Origin of the sequence: Duganella sacchari, from assembly GCF_900143065.1 — a bacterium.
In the GTDB taxonomy this organism is placed as follows: Bacteria; Pseudomonadota; Gammaproteobacteria; order Burkholderiales; family Burkholderiaceae_D; genus Rugamonas; species Rugamonas sacchari.
Genome location: NZ_FRCX01000009.1, coordinates 185,457 through 205,408, shown reverse-complemented (window position 1 = coordinate 205,408; position 19,952 = coordinate 185,457). Strand labels below are relative to the sequence as shown.

Sequence of the window (19,952 nt, the reverse complement as noted above, 5' to 3'; positions counted from 1 at the left end):
TATTTCAAGCCAGTCAAGCCAGTCCGGCGCCCGACAGCGTGGCTGGCATGGCGGCGCGCATGCTGTCGATGAAGCAGCGCAGCCGCGCCGGATAATGCGGCGCATGCGGATAGACCAGGTACAGCGGCAGCGGCGCTGCCTGCCACTGTGGCGCCAGATGCAGCAGCCTGCCTTGCGCGATGTCGTCGCGTACTGCCCACGCTGAAATCACGCACATGCCGGTGCCCAGCACGGCAGCGTTACGGGCGGCGAATAAACCATCGGTGCTCATGCGCGGCTGCAGCACCAGCCGGTGGCTTGCGCTGCCATCCTCGTGATGCAGCGTGATCTCGTTGCGGTAGAAGGTCCGCAGCGCTACCCAGGGCAGGGCGGCCAGCTGCTCGGGGTGCGTGGGCAGCGCTTGCCCCGCCAGCAGCGATGGCGCAGCCACTGCGATGCGCGGTATGTCGGCCAGCTTGATGGCGACGACGGACGGATCGCTGACCTCCCCAACGCGTATCGCGCAGTCGATATTTTCGGCGATGAAGTCTGGCGTGCGGTCGTGCAGCAGCCACTCCACCGACACGCGCGGATAGCGCGCCAGGAATCCGGCCAGCGGCCCTACCAGCTGCTGCTGGCCGAAGGCATGTGGCGCGACCACGCGCAGCATGCCAGCCGGTTCTTCGCGTGCACCTTGTACATCGGCGGCCAGCGCGCTCCAGTGCGACAGCAGCTCGCGCGCATGCGCCAGGCAGCGTTCACCGTCCTCGGTCAGCTGCATGGCGTGCGTGGAGCGCTGCAGCAGCCGCAAGCCCAGCATGCGCTCCAGCGCCTGCAGTCTGCGGCTGATGGTGGGCTGGGTGGTGCCCAGTTGCACCGCCGCTGCGGACAGGCTGCCCGCTTCAACGATACGGACGAAGGTCTGCATGAGTTCTATGCGGTCGGCCGCGTTGGAGGATGTGCTCATACGCCGAGCGTATAACATTTGTACGTGGCGGTCCACTACCGTTGCCCGTGCCTGCGCACCATACTGGATAGCTCACACAGTATCGGAGGTAGGCAATGCGAGTCAGCTTTATTGGTATCGGCAGTATGGGCGCGGCCATGGTGCCGCATCTGGTGCGCGCGGGGCACAGCGTCAGCGTATGGAACCGCAACCGCGCCGCAGCGGAAGCGATCGATGGCGTGACGGTGCTGGATACGCCCGCCCAGGCTTTTCAATCTGACGCGGTGATGACCATGCTGGCCAACGACGATGCCGTGCGCAGCGTGATTCTGGACAGCGGTGCGCTGGCCGGAGCCAGCCAGTCCTGCGTGCACATCATGATGGCGACCATTTCGCTGGCGCTGGTGGACGAGCTGGCGCAGCGGCACAAGGATGCTGGCGTGGCCTATGTATCGGCGCCGGTGTTTGGCGTGCCGGCGGCTGCAGCAGATGCGCAGCTGAACGTGCTGGCCGCTGGCGATCCACAGGTGATCGCGCGCATCCAGCCTTTGCTGGATGTGGTGGGGCGCAAGACCTGGCGTCTAGGCGATGATCCCAAGCGTGCCAATGTGGTCAAGATCTCCGGCAATATGATGATCGCCCAGGCTTTTACGGCGATGGGCGAAGCGGCGCATCTGAGCGAAAGCTATGGCGTCTCGGCAGCGGATCTGCTCGAGGTGCTGACCAATACCATTTTCTCCAGCCCGAGCTACCAGCGTTATGGCGGCTTCATTGCGGCGAATACCTTTGAACCGGGCTTCAGGCTGCCGCTGGGACTCAAGGACGTGAACCTGGCCTTATCGGCGGCCGAAGCCAAGGGCGCGCTGCTGCCGGTGGCAAGGCAGGTGCGCGAGAATATGCAGGAAGCCCTGCGTGCAGGGCTGGAGGATAGCGACTGGTCGGTCGCGGCAACCATACGCCGCAAGCTATAAAAAAAAACCGCCAGGGTCGGGAGAGGCCGCTGGCGGAAACAGACTACACAATGAAGAAGTTACATGCTGCTGGCTTTTGCCTGCTCGGCCATCTCATTCAGCACGGTGCGGTGGTCGCGGAAGTTGAGGGCGCAGCGGCGCATGAAATCATCCAGCGGCGCCACCAGGTCGGGGCCGGTGGCGGGACCAATGTCCGGGAATGATCCCATGCCCGCCAGCAGTGAATACCATGAGCCGACCGGATAGAAATGCTCGATGTTCTGGCGGCGGATTTCTGCGGCCAGGTCGCGGCCTTCTATCCAGGTCTGGAAGATGTGTTTGAGCGAATCGGACACGCTGTCCAGATTCTCCGCGTTGGCGCGCCAGTAGGGCGTATCGGTGCGGCTGTTGGTCTTGTAGTGGGCCACGATGTAGTCGCGGTGGCTGTCGAAGTAATCGTGAATCTGCTGGTTGTAGACGTCCCGTGCCTGGTCGCTCAAGTCGCCTTTTTCCAGGAACAGCAGGAAGATCGCCGCCGTCATCTGGGTCAAGTACAAGGCGGTCGCTTCCAGCGGTTCCAGGAAGCCTTGCGACAGGCCCACTGCCAGCACGTTGCGGTTCCAGTGTTTGGTCACGCGGCCCAGCTTCATTTTCAGGTGGCGCGCCTGGGTGTCCGATTCCAGCAGTCCCAGTTTGCTGCGCAGCTCATGTTCCGCTTCATCGGCTGAGACGAAGGAGGAGCTGTACACATAGCCGTTGCCATAGCGGTTGGTCAGCGGGATCTTCCACGCCCAGCCATGCCGCATGGCGGACGATACGGTTTTGGTCGGGATCTTGTCACCGATTTCGCTCGGCATGGCGATGGCCGAATCGTTGAACAGGTTGTCGGCGTAGCTCACGAACGGCGTCTCCAGCGCTTTGCCGATCAGCAGCGCGGAGAAGCCGGAGCAATCGACAAAGAAGTCAGCCGCCAGGTGTTCGCCTTCTTTGGTGGCGACAGCAGCGATATCGCCGCGTTCATTCATCACCGCATGCGTCACGTGGCAGCTCTTGTACTGCACACCCAGTGCGACCGCGCGTTTGTGCAGGAACTGGCCCAGCAAGGTCGCATCGAAGTGGTAGCCGTAGTTGGTGAAGAAGGGGAAGTTCTCCGACGATTTCGGCGCGAGGCAATCCTCGCTCAGGCGCGCCGACAGGAAGTAGCGGTTGGGGCGCGCATCGATATGCACGCCGCGCTGGCGCGCATGGACGTTTTCCATGAAGTTCGGCAGGGTCAGATTATCGACCATGGTGGCGAACTGGTGGAAGTAGTTATCGTAGCCCGGCTTGGTGGACCAGCCGTCAAAGCCGATACCGGATTTATAGGTGGCGTTACAGGCGGGCATCCACTCCGATTCCTGGATGCCCAGGCTGTCGAAATAGCGCTTGAGCGCCGGTGTTGACCCTTCGCCTACGCCAATCACGCCCACGGTGGGCGATTCCAGTACTGTGATTTCGACGCCTTGCTTGATCAGCGCGTCGCCGTACATCAGTGCCGTCATCCAGCCGGCGGTACCGCCACCGACGATGATGATTTTGCGGGGAGTCGAGGTCACATTCATGATGATGTAGTTATAGTGTGCTGTGACAGAAAAAGACGGAGCCCGAAGGCTCCGTCGTTACTACGTTTTAGAACTTGGCGTGCAGGGTGAAGTACACCTGACGGCCGTTCTTGTACAGCGAGCCTGGCAGATCCATCGCGCCTGGGGTGTGGATGATCGAACGCACCAGCGGGTTGTTCAGATCTTTGCCGTCCAGGGTCACGCTGTAGTTGTCGTTGATCTGGTAGGCCAGCGATGCCGACAGCGTACCAATCGGTGCCTGGAAGGCAGCGCTGTTACGGCTGGTGCCGTTCAGGAAGCCCGAACGCCAGCTGTAGGTCACACGGGCGCTGAGCTTGTCCTGCTCGTAGAAGATGCCGAGGTTGTAGGCGTTCTTCGAGGTACCGATCAGGGTGCAGTCCTGGTAGGTCAGGGCGCCGCAAGGCGAGCCTGGCGCATGGCCGGTTTCCTTGCCCAGGGTGTAGGTGTAGTTGGCGTTCACACCGAAGCCCTTGGCCAGGTCCTGCACGTACGCAAACTCCAGGCCTTTCACTTCAGCCGTGGTGTTCACAGGCGTCGACACCTGGTACACCGTGTTCTGCTTTTGCAGCTGGTTGTAGAAGGTCGCGGTGCTGGAACCGTAGGTGACGTAGCCGTCCAGTGCCGAGTAGAAGGCATCAGCCGACAGCATCGACTTCGGTGCGAAGTACCACTCCACGCCCAGATCGTAGTTGTTGGCGCGGATAGGGCGCAGGTTAGGGTTACCGACGTTACCGGTGCCCTGTACGTCGCGCAGGTCGACGCCGGCCATCATGCCCAGTTCAGGACGGGCCATGGTGCGGCTGGTGCCGAAGCGTGCCACCACATCCTTGGTCACATCCAGACGGAAGTTCGCGCTAGGCAGGAAGTCCATATAGCTGTTGGAGTAACGCTTAGGTTCGAAGCTGCCCGATGGGCCGATTTCGTAGCGGTTGACTTCTTCCGTGGTGTGAACCACGCGCAGACCGAAGTTACCCGACAGGCTTTCGGCGTTGAAGTTTGCCATCACGAAGGCCGACTGGGTCGGTTCCTTGATGTTGAACTCACTCTGGCGCAGATCGCCCGAGTAGCTGCCGTATTTATTCAGCCAGCCGTTGACCGCATCTTGCGAGAAGGTCCAGTAGCCAGCGCCGTTGGCGCCCAGGTCATTGAAGTCGCTCGGGAACGCGGTCAGGCCCGACATCGGCAGGTTGGCCACCGAATCCAGACCTGGCAGCGCATTAATGCCGATCGAGGTCAGGTCACGTTTGTGTTCTGCGACGCGGCCGCCGAATTGCACGGTGCTCACAGCGCCCCAGTCGGTACGCAGGGTGCCATTCAGTTCGCCATAGGTTTCCTTGTCGTTCGCAGTCACGTGCGAGCCGTAGGTGTATGGCGTTGCCTGCATGCCGCCGATCGAGAACTTGTTGGCGCCTGGGGTGTTGTAGATCACAGGCGAGTTGGCGTCGGTGATGGTGTAGCTGCCGCCGGTGTATGGCATCCACACACCCAGCGCACCGCTGACGGTGTTGCCAACGCCTTTGGTGGTGCCGAGACGGCCCTTCAGGGTCAGCTTGTCGTTGACGCGGTATTTGGCATCGACGTCAAAGAACTGCGATTTGCTCTCTGCGACCGGACGGCTGAACTCTTCCTGAACAGCGCTGGACATGGTGGCGCAGGCGGCGCAATTGGCTGGCACGGTGCCGGTCAGTTGCGTGATAACGCCGTTGCTCAGGGTGCCGCTGACGGCGCCTGCAGGGAAGTTGGTGGTGGCCCACGATGGCGCCAGGAAGCGGCCCAGCGACTGCATGAAGTTGTGGTTGATGTTCGGCGCATCCAGGTGCGAATAGAAGGCCGTCAGATCGACCGTCAGGTCGCTGTTCGGTTTCATTTGCACGTCAATCAGGCCGCCGTTACGGGTGCGCTTCTGTTCGAACCATGCGGTGCCGCCCAGATAGTTGGCCATGGCGCCTGCTACTGGCGTGGTCTTGATGGCGGTGCCGGCGCCAGGAATGGCCTGGTCGATCGGGCTGCCCGGATCAACGTGGTCGTACCATACCTGGTTTTCCTGGCCGACGCGGCTCAGGGTGCGCTTTTCGTGGAAGGCCTGTACCAGCACGCCCAGGGTGCCCTGGTCATTCTTCCATGCGATCAGACCATTCAGTTGTGGATCGGTCTTGCCGGAGTTGGACGAGTTGACGCCACCAACGCTGACTTGGGCGTTGAAGGTTTTCTTGAAGTCCAGTGGCTTGCGGGTCTCGATATCGACCACGCCTTCGGCGCCGCCTTCCAGCAGGTCAGCTTGCGAACCTTTGTGCACGGTGACGCGGCCGATCAGCTCCGATGGGAACAGCGAGAAGCTGACGCTGCGACCACCGCCGACGATGTTGTCAGCGAACCAGTCGCCGCTCGATACCGAGTGGCCGTTCAGGGTGGTCAGGGTCAGGCCGAACGGGGTGCCGCGCAGTGCCACGCGGTCGTTCTCGCCGAACGAACCTTCGCCGCCGCCAGCTGCTGCCACGCTCACGCCTGGCAGGCGTTGCAGCGAGTCAGCCACGTTCTTGTCCGGCATCTTGCCGACGTCTTCTGCGGTGATGACTTCCACCAGGCTGTCGGAATTACGCTTCTGGTTAAGCGACTGCTGCAGCGATGCGCGGATACCGGTCACGATAACCTGTGCTGGTTCCTCGGCCTGCTGCTTTTGCACCTGCTGTTCCTGTGCGTGCGTCGACATGGCCGCGCCCATGATCATCAGACCAACCGCAGCAGCGATAGGCGTCAGTTTGGACTGTTTAGTGTTATTCGAATGGTGATGCATTGTTCCCTCCCGTTGATGAGGCTCCGCCGAGCCCACTGATTGTTGATGTGTGTCTTCTTTTAAATCACGTTCAAAACCAATCCAACGCCAATATACTCGCGTTTCAATACCAGATCACTACCACTTTAAAATTCTTTTTTGTTATGTTGTATGCGGCATACAAAGTGGCTTTCAAGCAACTCGATAAGACCGGATAGATGGTGGTATGGCACCGGGTTGTGCGTGCTTGCAACACACATAAAGCCTTTACCTAAAGGCGTTATGCAAAATGATAGGATTTATTTGCAGCTTGCGCCGGCGGCGCTGGATTTGCCGTGGTCTTTTTTTGGTATTATCGTTGCACCAACAAAGAGGAGCAGTCGACATCGTTATGAGCGCGATCCAATGACCCCACTGGTACACATCCGGCAGCACCTCAATGAGACCAGTAACCTGCCTCTCTATCAGCGCCTGCAGCGCGCCTTGCGTTCCGCAATCGAGCAGCATCTGCTCAAGCCGGAAGACGCTTTACCGGCCGAACGCCAGCTGGCCGCTGACCTTGAAATCTCCCGCATCACGGTGCGCAAGGCCATCGATGGACTGGTCAGCGAGGGCGTGTTGATACGCCGTCCCGGCTCCGGCAATTTCATTAACACGCGCATTGAAAAAAACTTCGCCAAGCTGACTTCCTTTTCGGAGGACATGCGTGCACGTGGGCGGACGCCGCGCAGCGTGTGGCTCAAACGCTCCGAGGGCACGGTCACGCCGGACGAAGCGATGCGCCTGCGGCTGAGTCCCGGCTCCAAGGTGTACCGCTTCAACCGCATGCGCTATGCGGACGATGTGCCGATGTGCCTTGAATATGCCACCATTGTGGCCTCCTGCCTGCCGTCGCTGGATGCCGTGGATGTCTCCATGTACGACGCGCTGGAGAAGTCGGGCAACCGCCCGGTGCGGGCCTTGCAGCGCTTGTCGGCGCTGCTGCTGAACGCGGAGCAGGCCATGCTGCTGCAGGCGAAAGAGGGCGACGCGGGGTTGGCCGTTGAGCGGCTGGGCTTTTTGCGCGACGGGCGTGCGGTGGAATTTTGCCGCTCCTACTTCCGTGGCGATATGTATGACTTTGTGGCGGAATTGAATGCGACGTAAATTGATCTTCGCGGCCTTGATGGCAGCACTGCCGGCGATGGCGGCGGAAGTGGTGGGCTATTATCCGGGCTGGAAGCACGAGAGCTTCCCTGTTACCGCAGCCAATGTCGATGCCGGCAAACTGACCATGGCGCTGTATGCATTTGTGGACCTGTGCTGGGACGGCAAGCATGGCAATCCTGAGCCGTCGGTGGACTATGTGGCCGCGTGCCAGGAGCCGCTGAATGGCGCGCTGGCCTGGCGTGACGAGGCGGCCGATGGCGCCAATCTGCGCAAGCTGGTGGCGCTCAAGAGGGGCCATCCCAAATTCAAGGTGGTGATTTCCGTTGGCGGGTGGGACTGGTCCAACCGTTTCTCGAATGTCGCTGCATCGGCGGAGGCGCGCGCCAACTTTATCGCGTCGTCGGTGCAGGCCATGCGGCGTTATGGGCTGGATGGTATTGACCTTGACTGGGAATATCCGGGCGAAGCGGGCGTGCCTTGCGTGGCGGGCGAGGTCTGTGCGCGTCCCGAGGACCGGCACAATTTCATTGTGCTGGTGCGCGAGTTGCGCGCGGCGTTTGATGCGGCTGGCAAGCAGGATCGCAAGCATTACAGCATCACCATCGCTGCGGGCGCGAACGGCAATTACGTTGGTAACGGTGCGTGGGTGAAGGAGCTGGCGGCGCATCTGGACTGGATCAACATTATGGCCTATGACTATCACATGCCATGGGAGAAAAGTACCGGTCATCATTCGGCGCTGTTTGCTGATGCGAAGGATCCGGTGACAGCCAACCAGTTTTACGCTTCCGGTTCGGTCCAGCGCTACCTGCGCGCTGGCGTGGCGGCAGATAAGCTGGTGCTGGGCGTGCCGTTCTATGGTTATGGATGGAAGGGCTGTGCGGCAGGGCCGGAGGGAGATGGGCAGTATCAGCTGTGCCAGGGCGGCGTCACGGACGGCATCAATGGCGGCAATTCATATGGCTACCATCAGCTGCTGAAGAAGGGGAAGGATTACCAGCGCTACTGGAATGCGTCCGCCAAAGCACCGTATATGTATAGCGCGGCGGAGCAGGTGTGGATTACGTATGAAGATCCCGCTTCGCTGAAAGAAAAGGCCCGCTACATCACGCAGCAAGGCCTGCGCGGTGCGATGTTCTGGGAACTGAGCGCCGACGATGGTGAGCATCAGCTCCTGCGTACGCTGTCGGAAGCGATGCGCAAATAAAAAAAGCCGGCTTTCACGCCGGCTTTTCGATTACTTGGCTTCTGGTGCGGCGATCTTCGGGCCGGTCGCGTACATGATCCAGTAGCGCGCCAGGTCGCCACGGCCATCGTTGCCGGTAACGGTCTTCAGCACGGTAACCGCTTCATCCTTCTTGCCAGCCATGACCAGCGCATAGCCCAGGCGCAGCTTGGCGTCGTCAGGATTCTTGGCCACGCCTTTGGCGATACCTTGTTTCATCAGATCGACACCTTTGTCGAACTGGCCCAGGGTCACATAGTTGTAGCCCAGGTTGACCAGGCCAACGCCGTCTTTCGACTTCTGCGCTGCAGGGATGCCGCTGTCGATGTTTTTCGCATCGTCAGCTGCGCCCTTGTTGGCGCTGTCGCGGATTTTTTGCAGGGCGGCTTTGTCCTTGCCGGCCGGGATGCCGTTAGGGTAGCCTTTGTCCATGGCGATCTTCGCTTCGGTGAAGAAGCCGCCCAGTACCGACAACTCGGCCTGTTCTGCGTAGTCTTCAGGTTCCATCTTCGACGGCACAACGACTGCCTTGATACGGGCGATGTCCAGGTCGAAGCGGTTGGAATAGCCTTTCTTGCCGCGGGTGCGGTTCAGCAGGTCGTTCCAGTAGTCTTCGGTCGGGTAGTAGCGCGCCAGTTCTTCAACGGCTTGCAGATACAGTTCGGTGTCCTTGGTCTTGATACCGACGTTACCCAGCAGGTTCAGTTCATCTTTCGGCGGCACGGTGCCGGCGGCTTTGGCGGCTTCGATATCCTTCAGCACTTCGGTCTTGGTCGAAGCGAAGTCGTTCTTCAGGAAGTAGGAGCGGATGATGAACTGGCGTTCCTTCACTCTGTCGCCCGACTCGGTGCCATAACGCTCGAACCACTGAATCGCTTTGTCGTAGTCTTTGATGTTGCTGTAGTAGATGGTGCCGATGGCGTCGATGAAGCGCAGCTTTTCTTCCGGTTTCATGCGGCCGGATTCGATCATCGCTTCCAGACCCTTGATGGTCAGCTCGTAGTTGTTCGATGCCTGGCCCAGTTGAACGCTCATCTGGCTCAGGATGAAGCTTTCGTATGGCGTCAGGTTCGGCAGTGCTGCTGCCTGATCCAGGCGGCTCTTGAATTCGGTGTAGTTCTTGGCGTCCAGCAGGGGCTTGGTCTGTGCCGGGTCGATCAGTTTGTACATTTCCGGGCGCACGGTATCTTTAGGCGCTTCCGGTGCTTTCTTTTCTTCCGCTGCCTGGACCGGGGCCATGCCCAGGATAGCAGGTGCGGCGTTCAGGCCAATGGCGGCCAGGAGCAGGCTGATACGAGCAAGACGAATATGGGACATGGTTATCCTTCAATCAAACATATAGGGATGTAAACCCGCGTATTGTTACACAAAACCGCGCAAAACTCCGAATTCAGCTGTGCTGCGGTGCACGAGGCAAGGCGCGGCCTTCGGCGTTGAAAAGCAGGCAACGCGACGGCGGCAGATACACGCGGGCATGGCTGCCAGCGTGCAGCGGCGCCGCTTCTGCCGCCTGTTTTACCGCGATCATTTCAGGCAGGCCGGCCAGCGTGGTGTACACGATGGACAGGTCGCCCAGGTACTCAACGTGGCCGACGCCCACCTGGATGACATTGTCCTCTTGCTGCGCTGCGGCGATGGACAGGTGTTCGGCACGGATGCCCAGCGTGATTTTGTCGCCGGCACGCGGACCTGGGGCCGCATCCACATGGACCACGGCGCCGCCAGACAGCTGCACGGCCACGCGGTTGTCGCCGCTAGCAATGATCTCGCCGGGGATGAAATTCATTTTGGGCGTGCCGAGGAAGCCGGCGACAAACAGGTTGGCCGGCGCGTTGTATAGCTCATGCGGCGTACCTACCTGTTCGATATGGCCGCCGTTGAAGACGACGATGCGCTGGCCCAGCGTCATGGCTTCCACCTGGTCGTGCGTCACGTAGATCATGGTGGTTTTCAGTTCGCTGTGCAGGCGGCTGAGTTCCACGCGCATCTGCACGCGCAGGCTGGCGTCCAGGTTGGACAGCGGTTCGTCGAACAAAAACACTTCCGGCTTGCGCACGATGGCACGGCCGATGGCGACGCGCTGGCGCTGGCCGCCCGACAGCTCTTTGGGCTTGCGCTTGAGCAGCGGGGCGATTTGCAGAATGCCCGCTGCGCGTTCGACAGCCGTCTGCACTTCGGTAGGTTTGTGGCCGGCCAGCTTGAGCGCGAAGGCCATGTTCTCGTACACCGTCATGTGCGGGTACAGCGCGTAGGACTGGAACACCATGGCCAGCTTGCGCTGGGCCGGGGCGATGTCGTTGGCCAGCGTGCCGCCGATATGCAGCGTGCCGTCACTGATGGATTCGAGTCCGGCGATCATGCGCAGCAGCGTGGACTTGCCGCAGCCGGAGGGGCCGACAAAGACCATGAACTCGCCGTCGGCGATATCCAGGTCGATGCCATGAATGACCGGCGTTTTATCGTAATGCTTGACGATGTTGCTGAGGCTAACGCTGGCCATGCGCTTATACCACCTGTTCTGCTGGCGCGGCGGCCTTTGGCGTTTCTTCTGCCGGTTGCGGACGCGCAGTCATCGGAATCAGCTGCGACAGGATGGCAACCGGAATCGCCGACAGCATGACCCAGATGAAGAAGTGCTGGTAGCCCAGCGCGATCTGGATGTCGCCACTGAATAGTTTGAACAGCACAAAGCCCAACTGCATGATGCCGGTGGCGAAGGCGTAGTGTGCGGTCTGGTATTTGCCCGGTGCGACCACCTGCATCATGTACAGGATCAGGCCAACGAAGCCGAAGCCGTAGCCGAACATCTCGACACTCAGGCCGGCGCCGATGATGGTCAGGTCGGTCGGCTGGAAGTAGGACAGCAGGTAGAACACCACGTTGGGCAGGTTGACGGCGAGGATCAGCCACAGGATGGCGCGCTTGAGGCTCAGCCACGAAGTGAAGTAGCCGCCAGCGATGGAGCCTACTACGAAAGCCACTGTGCCGACCGTGCCGTACACCGCGCCGACTTCAGAGGTAGTCAGGCCCAGGCCACCGAGTTCGTGCGCTTCACGCAGGAACAGCGGGCCAATCGATTGCACCTGCGCTTCGCCAGCACGGAACAGGATGATGAAGACGATCGAGACCCAGATGCCTGGCTTCTTGAGGAATTCGATAATCACTTCCCACAGCGTGCGCGCGATGGCGCTGGCATTGGTATCTGTGCTGACGGTGTTCTTGGCCAGCGGCAGCGACCAGGTGTTGTACACGCCCAGCGCGATCATCAGCGCGCCCAGGATGCAGAAGCTGATGCTCCATGCCGGTACCACGCCCATGGTCTTCTCCAGGTGGCCGGCCAGCAGCAGCAGGGCGCCTGTGGTGAAGAACTTGGCGGCGTTGAAGAAGGTACCGGTCCAGCCGGCGTACTTGGCCTGGCCTTTTTCATCGAGGCTGGTGATGTACAGGCCATCGCACGCGATGTCGTGGGTGGCGGACGAGATAGCGACCAGGCCAAGCATGGCCATGCTGGCGGCAAACCAGAACGGCGTTTGCAGTGCCAGCGCGACGCCACCGAGGCAGAGGCCGCCCAAGATCTGGAAGAACAGCACGACCAGCTTTTTGCTGCTGGCCAGTTCCAGGAAGGGACTCCACAGTGGCTTGAACACCCAGGCGAAACCGATCAAGGCGGTCCAGTGATTCAGCTCGTCGTTGGGCACACCCATGCTCTTCAACATCTGGTTGGCCACGATGGCCACGGCGAAGAAGGGCAGGCCTTGCGCCAGGTACAGGCTGGGTACCCAGAGCTTCGGGTTGCGTATTTGTTCTTTCATGTGGAGTCTCCCGTGTGTTTTTTATGCGAAGCCAGGTACCGGTGCGTTGCCGGTGGCTTGTAGTTCGCCGGACAGCCAGGCATTGATGGCGTCCAGTGCCGGTTGGGCGAAGCCGTAAGTCATCAGCGCTGGCGCCTGGATGTCCAGCGCCTGATACGGATTCCACAGCGCCAGATGCAGGTCCGGGCGCCAGGTGCCGCGTGCATGTTCGCCGTAGCGTAGGCGCGAGGTCGATGCCAGCATGGTGAAGCGGCCATCTTGCGGCAACGCGCTCCAGTCGAAGGTATCGGCATCGGCGAAGGTCACCAGTTCCACGTCATACAGTTTGCGCAGCGATTCGGCCACTACGGCGGCTGGTACGCCAGCTTCCGATACGCCATCGCTGACTACATCCTGGCGCGCGATCAGGCGCACCTTGGCGCCAGCGGCCGGGCGCTGTGGCGCGCCGTATGCGGTCAGGCTGCGGCGCCAGCCTTCGGCCATGACGGCACGGTCGGCGGCGTCTTCCTTGTACGAGCGCGGCTTGCATGGGTAGGCGCGCGCCAGCGAGGACAATCGGTCCAGGCGGACCTGCACTTCCTGCTGCGTCAATGCGCCCGACTCCAATGCGGCAGCGATGGCGTTCAGTGTTTCTTCCTGCGTTTCGGTGGTGCCCAGTGCCATTACCATGTCGGCGCCGGCGGTCAGTGCGCGCACGGCTGCATTGCCGACGCCATAGCGGCCGGCGATGGCGTGCATGTCCATGCCGTCGGTGATGATGATGCCTTTGTATTCCCACTCTTTGCGCAGCAGGTCATTGAGGATGCGGCGCGACATGGTGGCGGGATTTTCTGGATCCAGCGTCGGGTAGACAATGTGTGCGGTCATCATCGCTGGCGCGGCGCCGGACGCGATGCGGAACGGCGCCAGTTCCAGGCGGTTCAGTTCTTCGACTGGCTTGTCGACGGTCGGCAGGTCGCGGTGCGAATCGACGCTAGTGTCGCCGTGGCCGGGGAAGTGCTTGACGCAGCAGGCCACGCCTTCTGCATGGCTGCCAGCCATCCACGCCATCGCCAGTTCGGCTGCGCGTGCTGGTTCGGCGCCGAAGGAGCGTTCGGCGATGACCGGGTTGTGCGGGTTGTTGTTCAGGTCCAGCACGGGCGCGAAGTTCCAGTTGAAGCCGAGTGCCTTCACGGCGCGCGCAACGGCGGCGCCGGTGCGGTAGGCCAGGTCGTTGTCGTCGGCCGCGCCCAGGCCCATGGCGGCTGGCGGGGCTGGCACCCAGGTCGAACGGACCACGGCGCCGCCTTCCTGGTCAATCGCGATCAGCGAATCGGGACCCATGACGGCGCGCAGGTCGGCGGTCAGCTTGGCCAGCTGTTCGGAGTCGCTCATGTTCCCGCGGAACAGGCAGACAGCGCGGATGCTGTTCGCTTTCAGGAATTCTGCAGTGGCCGCATCCAGCACAGTGCCGGGGAAGCGGATCATGATAAGTTGGCCGGCGATTTTTCTCAGTTCGTTTTGTGTTGTCATTTCACTGCTCCGTCCATGCCGCGCATGAAGAATCGTTGAGTAAATAAGAAGGCTGCCAGGGTAGGCAGGATGGTCAGCACTGTCCCGGCGGCGATCACGCGCGTGCTGCTGCCGAAGGTGCCGCGCAAATACAGCACGCCTACCGACAGCGGGAATTCGTCTGGCTTGCTCATGACGATGGATGGCCAGATGTATTCGTTCCAGGCTTCCACTGCGGTCAGGATGCCGACCGTGGCCAGCCACGGGGCGATCAGTGGCAGCATGATTTTGCTGAAGATGGTCCACTCGGATGCGCCGTCCACGCGGGCGGCGTCGATCAGGTCTTGCGGGACTTCTTCAAACGCCTGTTTGAGCAGCAGGATGGCGACGGCGTTGACGACGTTGGGCAAGATTACACCCGAGTAGGTATCGACCAGGCTCAGTTTCGTCACCGTGATGAAGTTGACCAGGAAGTTGACTTCCGATGGCAGCACCAGCGTGGCCAGGATCAGGCCGAACACCAGCTTGCGGCCCTTGAACTGCATGCGCGCCAGCGGATAAGCGGCGGCGGAGCACAGCACCAGTTTCCAGAACACGGTGCAGGCGGCGATGAATACCGAGTTGCGGAAGAAGGACCACATCGGCAGCGTCCTGAAAACTTCGATGAAGTTGTCCAGCGATGGCTGTTTCGGCCAGAAGGTTGGCGGGTAGGCGAAGATATTGCCTTCGGTGGACAGTGCTGTCACCAGCGTCCACCAGAACGGGAACACGCAGATAATGGCGATGACGCACAACAGCAGGTAGTGGATGATCGTCTTCATCAGCGGTGTTTCGGTTTGATGTAGCGCAGGCAGAGCAGGGCGATGCCGACGCAGAAGATGGAGACGATGAAGCTGGCGGCCAGTGCGCGCGGCAGTTTCAGGTGCTTGAGGCCCTGGTCGTAGGCGTAGTATAAGCCGGTGAAGGTGGAGTTCATTGGTCCGCCCTGGGTCAGCACGTCGACTTCCTGGTAGGCCTTCAGCGCGGCCAGTATGGACAGGATGGAGCAGACCATGATGGTGGGGCGCAGCATCGGCACGGTGATTTTCCAGAACCGCTGCCAGCGGTTGGCGCCGTCGAGGATGGCGGCTTCCTGCATGTCGGCGGGGACGGCTTGCAGCGCGGCGAGGTACATCACCATATACCAGCCCAGGCCACGCCACAGCGTGACGAACATAATGGCGAACAGGGCGAGCGTGTCGTTGGACAGCCAGCCCACCGGCGCGTTGACCAGTTGTAGCGTTTGCAGCACGTAGTTCAGCGTGCCCTGTTCGTGGAACATGAAGCCCCACATGATGCCGACCACGGACACCGTCGTCACGACGGGCACATAGAAGGCGGCGCGGAAGTAGCGGATGCCGGGCAGCTTGTTGTTCACCAGGACCGCCAGGCTCAGTGCACCGATTTGCACGAAGGGCACCATCAGCAGGAACAGCAGGGAGTTCTTCAAGCCGGTGGTGAACATCTCGTTATCGAAGATGTAGCGGAAGTTGTCCAGGCCAACCCAGTGCGTTTCGCGTATCAAGCTGTAGTCGGTGAACGCGAGCAGGGAGCCGAAAGCCACGGGCCAGAACGAGAAGACCGCCAACAGGATCAGTGCGGGGGCGAGGAACAGCCATGCGGTGAGGTTCACGCGGCGCGCGTTGCGGCGGGCTGCCGTTGCTGGCCCCTTTGTATACGCCGCGCCACCCGCCAGGGCCAGCGCTTCGCCGCCGCGAGGTACTGTGCCGAATGGCGAGTGGTTGGCGTTGGGCGGCGTCGCAGGGGCGAGTTTGGCGTGGTCTGCGCTCATCTCAATGGCTCCGCTGCGAGGCGAGTTTTTTGTTCCAGATCGCGACTGCCTGATCCAGTGCCTGTTTGATGTCCTGCTTGCCGGTGACGCCGGCTTCCACAGCCTTCACCAGATAGCGGCGCAGTTCATCGTAGTCGGTGATGCCGGCCACGTACAGGGTGTGCGAATGCGGCATCGACACGGCGCCTGCCGATACGGCTTTCTCCGCCGCGCCAGCGCCAGGCGGCACGGTAGTGAAGAATGGATCATTGGCCGCATGCGCCATCGCCGGATACACGCTGGCCTGTTTGGCGAAGGCCAGCTGGTTGGCGTCATTGGTCAGGTAGCGTGCGAATTTACCAACGGCTGGCAGCAGCCTGGCGTCCACATTTTTTGGTACGGCGAAGTGAATCAGCCAGCCGCCATCGGCAATGCCGGTAGGGCCGAGCGGCGCCGGTGCGACATCGGTGATGGCGTAGATATCCCTGGCGTCGCTCTCGATGCGTTTGACGGCGGTGGGTGGCGCCAGCAGCATGCCAAGGCGGCCGCCCTTGTAGGCATCGATCGCGGCGGGGAAGTTATCTTCTGCGAACAGGGAATCTTTCAGCAGGCCGCCGGCCTTGTAGGTATCGGCCAGCTTGCGGATCAAGGCGATATGCGCGGGCGAGTTGAAGACCGCTTTGCCATCCTTGATGACGGCCAGGCCTTGCTGCATCATCAGGCCATCGATCTTGGACAGGGCAGGGCACAGGCCTGCCTTGCCGGTACGTGCGGCGATCTGGCGCGCGAACAGCAGCTGCTCATCGAGATCGCGCGGTGCGTGCGGGATCGCGGCAGCTTTGAAAATCTGGGTGTTGTAGGCGATGACGGCGACGTTGCTGTACATCGGAAAGCCGTAGGTCTTGCCGCCGAAGGTCAGGTCTTCCAGCGTGCTGGCGAGGTAGCGTGGACGGGCGTCGGCGAGCAGCGAATCGACTGGTGTGAGCAGGCCGTCGCGGGCGAATTCATCGGCCCATGGCACGTTGAGGTTGACCAGCGCCGGCGGCGTGCCAGCGACGATGCGCGTCACCAGCTTGGTCTGGATGATATCCCACGGGAAGTCCACCCATTCCACTTTGACGCCGGGATTGGCGGACTCGTAGTTCCGGACCAGCGTTTCATAGTAGGGCGTGAACTTGGGCTTCATGCTGAAGGTCCAGAACTCGATCTTGTCGGCGGCAAGCGCCGAACCGAGACTTAGCATGAGCGCCGTCACTCCCGCACAGGCGGGAATCCATGCTGAGCGGACGCGCTGCTTCAGTATGGATCCCCGCGTGCACGGGGATGACGAGTGCGCGGACATGCTTAGTTGGTTTTGGTGACTTTGCTCAGGTGACGCGGCTGGTCCGGGTCCAGGCCACGTGCTGCCGACAGTTCCGCCGCCATCTTGTAGAAGGCCTGCACTGCCACGATCGGGTCCAGATCCGGCGTGGCCGCAACCGGCAACGTCAGGTCACGGTCGGCGACATCGGCCGGCGCTGCCAGCAGCACGCGCGCGCCACGGCCGCGCATCTCGGTCGCCAGTTGCAGCAGGCTTGCCTGGGTTGGACCACGGGTAGCGAAGATCACCAGCGGGTAGCCTTCTTCGATCAGCGCCATCGGGCCGTGCTTGATTTCCGCGCCACTGAACGCTTCTGCTTGCAGTGCCGAGGTTTCCTTGAATTTCAGCGAGGCTTCCAGCGCCACCGGGAAGCTGATGCCGCGACCGACCACCATGATGTTGCGGGCAGGCGTCAGCACTTCCACCGCCTTGGACCAGTCTTCGGTCGTGGCGGCGCGCAGCGATTCCGGCAGTGCTTCCAGGCCGGCCAGCAGCTCTGGATCGTTCTGCCATGCGGCGACCAGGCGCGCACCGGCGACCAGGCTGGTGATGAAGCTCTTGGTCGCAGCGACACTCTGTTCTTTGCCTGCGCGCAGCGGCATCGCCCACTCGGCGGCTTGCGCCAGCGGCGAATCGATATCGTTGACCAGCGCGATGGTGGTGGCGCCGCCGTCGCGGAAGTATCTGATCGGCTCAACCACGTCCGGGCTCTGGCCGGATTGCGAGATCGAGATGGCCAGCGTGTCACGCGTGATCAGCGGCGATTTGTTCAGCGTCACCAGCGACATCGGCAGCGACGCCACCACACGGCCCAGGCGGGCCATGATGAGGTAGGCCACGTAGGCGCAGGCGTGGTCCGAGCTGCCGCGGGCGATGGTCAGGGCGGTCGAGAAGGAAGTGCTCCTCAATTTGCGACCCAGCTCCGCGTAACGCTCACCGTCGTTGGCCAGTTGCTGGGCTACGCAATCAGCTGCGGACAGGGCTTCTTTCAACATCATTGAGGTCACAACAATTCTCCTTCGATATAGACGGCTTTGAGGTTCAGGTCACGGTCGAGCACTACGAAGTCGGCGAACGCGCCGGGAGCCAGGCGGCCCCGCTCTTGCAGGCCGAGATAATCGGCCGCATAGGTTGAGACCCGTGCCGAGGCATCCGCCAGATCGAGGCCGAGTCCGACCAGGTTACGCAATGCCTGGTCCATAGTGAGGGTGCTGCCGGCCAGCGTGCCATCGGGCAGACGCACGCCGCCCATGCATTTCATGACTTTATGGCGGCCCAGCATATATTCGCCGTCCGGCATGCCGGTGGCGGAAGTTGAATCGGTGACGCAGTAGAGGTTGGGGATGCAGCGCAGCGCGGTGCGGATCGCACCTGGGTGCACGTGCAGCAGATCGGGAATCAGCTCCGCATATTTGGCATGTGCCAGCGCGGCGCCCACCATGCCTGGTTCGCGGTGATGCAGGCCGGGCATGGCGTTGAACAGGTGGGTGAAGCTGTAAGCGCCGCTCTCCATCGCCGCGACGCCTTCTTCATAGGTGCCCAGCGTGTGGCCGATCTGCACGCGCATGCCGGCGTCGGACAGCTCCTTGACCAGTTCGAGGTGGCCGGCGATTTCCGGCGCCACGGTGATCACGCGCAGCGGCGCCAGTGCTTCCAGCTTCTCGACGTCGGCCAGTTTGGCGGAGCGGGCAAACGGCGGTTGCGCGCCCAGTTTGCCGGAGTTGATGAACGGGCCTTCCAGGTGTGCGCCCAGGACGCGCGCTTCGCCTTTGCCGCGTTTGGTGGCGGCGACGCCGATGCCTCTGAGCGCGAGGTCGATGTCTTCCGGCGGCGCGGTCATGGTGGTAGCCAGCATGCTGGTGGTGCCGTGTTTGGCGTGGACGGCGGCGATGGTGTGGACCGCGTCGCCGCCTTCCATCACATCCTTGCCGCCGCCGCCGTGGACGTGCAAATCGATAAAGCCAGGCAGGATATAGACTTCTTCGTTGAGCGCGGGGTCGATGCTGCCGCCGCTGATGGCGGCAATGCGTTCGTTGAAAGTGATCTCACCGTGGACCCAGCCGGCCGGTGTCAGGATATTGCCTTTGATTGCATCGCTCATCTGCGCGACTCCGCTACGAATTCATAATAATCACTACGGCAATACGAGTGGGTCAGCTCCACCGCAGAACCATTGTCGAGATAACTGACGCGGGTGATATGCAGCATCGCCGCACCCGCGGGAATATTGGCCAGGCGCGCCTGCTCAGCGCTGGCGTTGACGGCGCGGATATGCTGCAGCGCGCGCATCGGGATGGTGCCGTTGGCTTCCAGGTAGCCATACAGCGAATCGTTGACGCTGTGCGGATTGGGCATGTACTGGGCCGGAATGGTGGTGGTCTCAATCGCCATCACCACATCGTCGGCGGTGCGCAGGCGCTTCAGGCGCGCTACCGGCATGTTGGGCGAGAGGCCCAGCGACAGCAGCTCCACCGGCGAAGCGATGCCGATGTCGCGTTGCAGCCAGCGCGAGCCGGCCGTGAAGCCGCGCTCACGCAGCTCTTCGGAGAAGCTGGTCAGGCGCGACAAGGGCTGTTCCAGTTTCGGCGTGATGTAGGTGCCGGAGCCGCGCTTGCGGGTCAGCATGCCGCGTTCGCACAGCATGTCGATCGCCTTGCGCGCGGTGACACGCGAGATGTTGAGCATGTCCGACAGCACGCGCTCGGACGGCAAAGCCTCGTTGGCACGCCAGTCGCCGCCGGCAATTCCGTCCGACAGCTTGTTCGCCAGCTGCATGTACAACGGGGTATCGCTCTCGGCGTCTGGCTTGAAATCGCTCAACTGGGCTAGCACAGG

16 protein-coding genes are annotated in these 19,952 nt (G+C 61.6%); 3 read left to right on the top strand and 13 right to left on the bottom strand.

The features are described from left to right. Positions 1 to 13: 13 nt before the first annotated feature. A complete protein-coding gene (locus BUA36_RS20950; RefSeq protein ID WP_072787263.1) occupies positions 14 to 946 on the bottom strand; it encodes a LysR family transcriptional regulator in 933 nt (310 codons plus the stop codon). Between the two features lie 95 nt (positions 947 to 1,041). Here BUA36_RS20950 and BUA36_RS20945 point away from each other — a divergent pair, with 95 nt between their 5' ends. Continuing rightward, positions 1,042 to 1,896 (top strand): NAD(P)-dependent oxidoreductase, encoded by an 855-nt coding sequence (locus BUA36_RS20945; RefSeq protein ID WP_072787262.1) that lies wholly within the window; start codon positions 1,042 to 1,044, stop codon positions 1,894 to 1,896. A gap of 59 nt (positions 1,897 to 1,955) precedes the next feature. Here the strand turns inward: BUA36_RS20945 and BUA36_RS20940 are convergent, their stop codons facing one another. Both BUA36_RS20940 and BUA36_RS20935 read right to left on the bottom strand, forming a co-directional pair. Then, entirely contained in the window at positions 1,956 to 3,476 is a 1,521-nt protein-coding gene (locus tag BUA36_RS20940; RefSeq protein ID WP_072787261.1) for a tryptophan halogenase family protein, read from the bottom strand. A 67-nt stretch (positions 3,477 to 3,543) separates the two neighbouring features. Next, positions 3,544 to 6,291, bottom strand: coding sequence for a TonB-dependent receptor (locus tag BUA36_RS20935; RefSeq protein WP_072787260.1), 2,748 nt, complete (start codon positions 6,289 to 6,291; stop codon positions 3,544 to 3,546). Between the two features lie 384 nt (positions 6,292 to 6,675). Between BUA36_RS20935 and BUA36_RS20930 the strand changes: the two genes are divergently transcribed. Both BUA36_RS20930 and BUA36_RS20925 read left to right on the top strand, forming a co-directional pair. After that, positions 6,676 to 7,416: a GntR family transcriptional regulator gene (locus BUA36_RS20930; protein WP_072787259.1), complete on the top strand. Its 741-nt coding sequence runs from the start codon at positions 6,676 to 6,678 to the stop codon at positions 7,414 to 7,416. Then, a complete protein-coding gene (locus BUA36_RS20925; RefSeq protein WP_072787258.1) occupies positions 7,406 to 8,626 on the top strand; it encodes a glycoside hydrolase family 18 protein in 1,221 nt (406 codons plus the stop codon). Before BUA36_RS20930 ends, BUA36_RS20925 begins: the two co-directional genes overlap by 11 nt. A gap of 30 nt (positions 8,627 to 8,656) precedes the next feature. On the opposite strand, the gene BUA36_RS20920 is transcribed toward BUA36_RS20925, so the two are convergent. From BUA36_RS20920 to BUA36_RS20875, 10 genes are all read right to left on the bottom strand, one after another. Beyond that, the gene (locus tag BUA36_RS20920) at positions 8,657 to 9,961 is read right to left on the bottom strand and encodes a tetratricopeptide repeat protein (protein WP_072787257.1); all 1,305 of its coding nucleotides are present in this window, start codon (positions 9,959 to 9,961) and stop codon (positions 8,657 to 8,659) included. A gap of 73 nt (positions 9,962 to 10,034) precedes the next feature. After that, the gene (locus tag BUA36_RS20915) at positions 10,035 to 11,144 is read right to left on the bottom strand and encodes an ABC transporter ATP-binding protein (protein ID WP_072787256.1); all 1,110 of its coding nucleotides are present in this window, start codon (positions 11,142 to 11,144) and stop codon (positions 10,035 to 10,037) included. Positions 11,145 to 11,148: 4 nt separating this feature from the next. Beyond that, positions 11,149 to 12,456, bottom strand: a complete 1,308-nt coding sequence (locus BUA36_RS20910) for an MFS transporter (RefSeq protein WP_072787255.1) — start codon at positions 12,454 to 12,456, stop codon at positions 11,149 to 11,151. A gap of 21 nt (positions 12,457 to 12,477) precedes the next feature. After that, the gene (nagZ, locus tag BUA36_RS20905) at positions 12,478 to 13,968 is read right to left on the bottom strand and encodes a beta-N-acetylhexosaminidase (protein WP_072787254.1); all 1,491 of its coding nucleotides are present in this window, start codon (positions 13,966 to 13,968) and stop codon (positions 12,478 to 12,480) included. Further along, the gene (locus BUA36_RS20900) at positions 13,965 to 14,768 is read right to left on the bottom strand and encodes a carbohydrate ABC transporter permease (RefSeq protein WP_072787253.1); all 804 of its coding nucleotides are present in this window, start codon (positions 14,766 to 14,768) and stop codon (positions 13,965 to 13,967) included. Before BUA36_RS20900 ends, nagZ begins: the two co-directional genes overlap by 4 nt. Then, entirely contained in the window at positions 14,768 to 15,778 is a 1,011-nt protein-coding gene (locus BUA36_RS20895) for a carbohydrate ABC transporter permease (protein WP_229255768.1), read from the bottom strand. The genes BUA36_RS20900 and BUA36_RS20895 overlap by 1 nt, the downstream gene beginning before the upstream one ends. A gap of 1 nt (position 15,779) precedes the next feature. Then, the gene (locus BUA36_RS20890) at positions 15,780 to 17,000 is read right to left on the bottom strand and encodes an ABC transporter substrate-binding protein (RefSeq protein WP_072787252.1); all 1,221 of its coding nucleotides are present in this window, start codon (positions 16,998 to 17,000) and stop codon (positions 15,780 to 15,782) included. Between the two features lie 101 nt (positions 17,001 to 17,101). Next, on the bottom strand, positions 17,102 to 18,115 hold the full coding sequence (locus tag BUA36_RS20885) for an SIS domain-containing protein (protein WP_072787251.1): 1,014 nt from the start codon (positions 18,113 to 18,115) through the stop codon (positions 17,102 to 17,104). A gap of 5 nt (positions 18,116 to 18,120) precedes the next feature. Further along, the gene (nagA, locus tag BUA36_RS20880; RefSeq protein ID WP_072787250.1) at positions 18,121 to 19,218 is read right to left on the bottom strand and encodes an N-acetylglucosamine-6-phosphate deacetylase; all 1,098 of its coding nucleotides are present in this window, start codon (positions 19,216 to 19,218) and stop codon (positions 18,121 to 18,123) included. After that, the gene (locus BUA36_RS20875) at positions 19,215 to 19,949 is read right to left on the bottom strand and encodes a GntR family transcriptional regulator (RefSeq protein ID WP_084560262.1); all 735 of its coding nucleotides are present in this window, start codon (positions 19,947 to 19,949) and stop codon (positions 19,215 to 19,217) included. The genes nagA and BUA36_RS20875 overlap by 4 nt, the downstream gene beginning before the upstream one ends. Positions 19,950 to 19,952 lie beyond the last annotated feature (3 nt).

Coding starts and splice junctions, on each gene's coding strand:
- BUA36_RS20885 (WP_072787251.1), bottom strand. CDS start 18,115: ATGATGTTGAAAGAAGCCCTGTCCGCAGCTGATTGCGTAGCCCAGCAA.
- BUA36_RS20950 (WP_072787263.1), bottom strand. CDS start 946: ATGAGCACATCCTCCAACGCGGCCGACCGCATAGAACTCATGCAGACC.
- nagA (WP_072787250.1), bottom strand. CDS start 19,218: ATGAGCGATGCAATCAAAGGCAATATCCTGACACCGGCCGGCTGGGTC.
- BUA36_RS20925 (WP_072787258.1), top strand. CDS start 7,406: ATGCGACGTAAATTGATCTTCGCGGCCTTGATGGCAGCACTGCCGGCG.
- BUA36_RS20900 (WP_072787253.1), bottom strand. CDS start 14,768: ATGAAGACGATCATCCACTACCTGCTGTTGTGCGTCATCGCCATTATC.
- nagZ (WP_072787254.1), bottom strand. CDS start 13,968: ATGACAACACAAAACGAACTGAGAAAAATCGCCGGCCAACTTATCATG.
- BUA36_RS20945 (WP_072787262.1), top strand. CDS start 1,042: ATGCGAGTCAGCTTTATTGGTATCGGCAGTATGGGCGCGGCCATGGTG.
- BUA36_RS20895 (WP_229255768.1), bottom strand. CDS start 15,778: ATGAGCGCAGACCACGCCAAACTCGCCCCTGCGACGCCGCCCAACGCC.
- BUA36_RS20890 (WP_072787252.1), bottom strand. CDS start 17,000: ATGCTAAGTCTCGGTTCGGCGCTTGCCGCCGACAAGATCGAGTTCTGG.
- BUA36_RS20910 (WP_072787255.1), bottom strand. CDS start 12,456: ATGAAAGAACAAATACGCAACCCGAAGCTCTGGGTACCCAGCCTGTAC.
- BUA36_RS20920 (WP_072787257.1), bottom strand. CDS start 9,961: ATGTCCCATATTCGTCTTGCTCGTATCAGCCTGCTCCTGGCCGCCATT.
- BUA36_RS20940 (WP_072787261.1), bottom strand. CDS start 3,476: ATGAATGTGACCTCGACTCCCCGCAAAATCATCATCGTCGGTGGCGGT.
- BUA36_RS20930 (WP_072787259.1), top strand. CDS start 6,676: ATGACCCCACTGGTACACATCCGGCAGCACCTCAATGAGACCAGTAAC.
- BUA36_RS20935 (WP_072787260.1), bottom strand. CDS start 6,291: ATGCATCACCATTCGAATAACACTAAACAGTCCAAACTGACGCCTATC.
- BUA36_RS20915 (WP_072787256.1), bottom strand. CDS start 11,144: ATGGCCAGCGTTAGCCTCAGCAACATCGTCAAGCATTACGATAAAACG.